This is a genomic window from Corallococcus llansteffanensis (genome assembly GCF_003612055.1).
GTDB classification, from domain to species: domain Bacteria; phylum Myxococcota; class Myxococcia; order Myxococcales; family Myxococcaceae; genus Corallococcus; species Corallococcus llansteffanensis.
This window is the reverse complement of sequence record NZ_RAWB01001228.1, coordinates 1-391: the sequence shown is the minus strand read 5'-3', so window position 1 is coordinate 391 and position 391 is coordinate 1. Positions and strand designations below refer to the sequence as shown.

Below are 391 nucleotides of genomic sequence, written 5' to 3'. Positions count from 1 at the left end.
CAGTAAGCCAGCCGGCACTCCCTGATGCTCTCGCGCGCCCACACCCTCGCCCGCCTCACCGCGATGCTGCTCGTCGCGATCTGGGGTGCCCAGCCGCTGGGTCTGACGCTGCACGTGGAGCAGCACGCGCACTTCTTCTGTCCGCAACACCAGTCGTTCGAAGAGGACGCGCGGCGCGCGAACCCCACGCTGTCCCGGTTCGCCGAGCGCGCCCCCGCGTTCGCCTCCGTGCCGCCCGCGGTGGCGGACGCGCCGGGCCTCAACCACGAGACGTGCCCACTGCTCACGGCCGCCCCGCAGGCCGGGGCGCTGCTCGCGGGGGACGTGGTCCAGGTATCGTCGGGCGTGGAGCGCAGCCACCCGGCCACCGCCCCTCCCCGCTCCTTCGCGC

Annotated in this window: 1 protein-coding gene; it reads left to right on the top strand. The window is 74.4% G+C overall.

Going from position 1 to position 391, the window contains the following annotated elements; translation table 11 throughout:
• Positions 1-24 precede the first annotated feature (24 nt).
• Positions 25-391: hypothetical protein (locus D7V93_RS44295; protein WP_120648759.1), on the top strand; the 367-nt coding region annotated here is incomplete at its 3' end.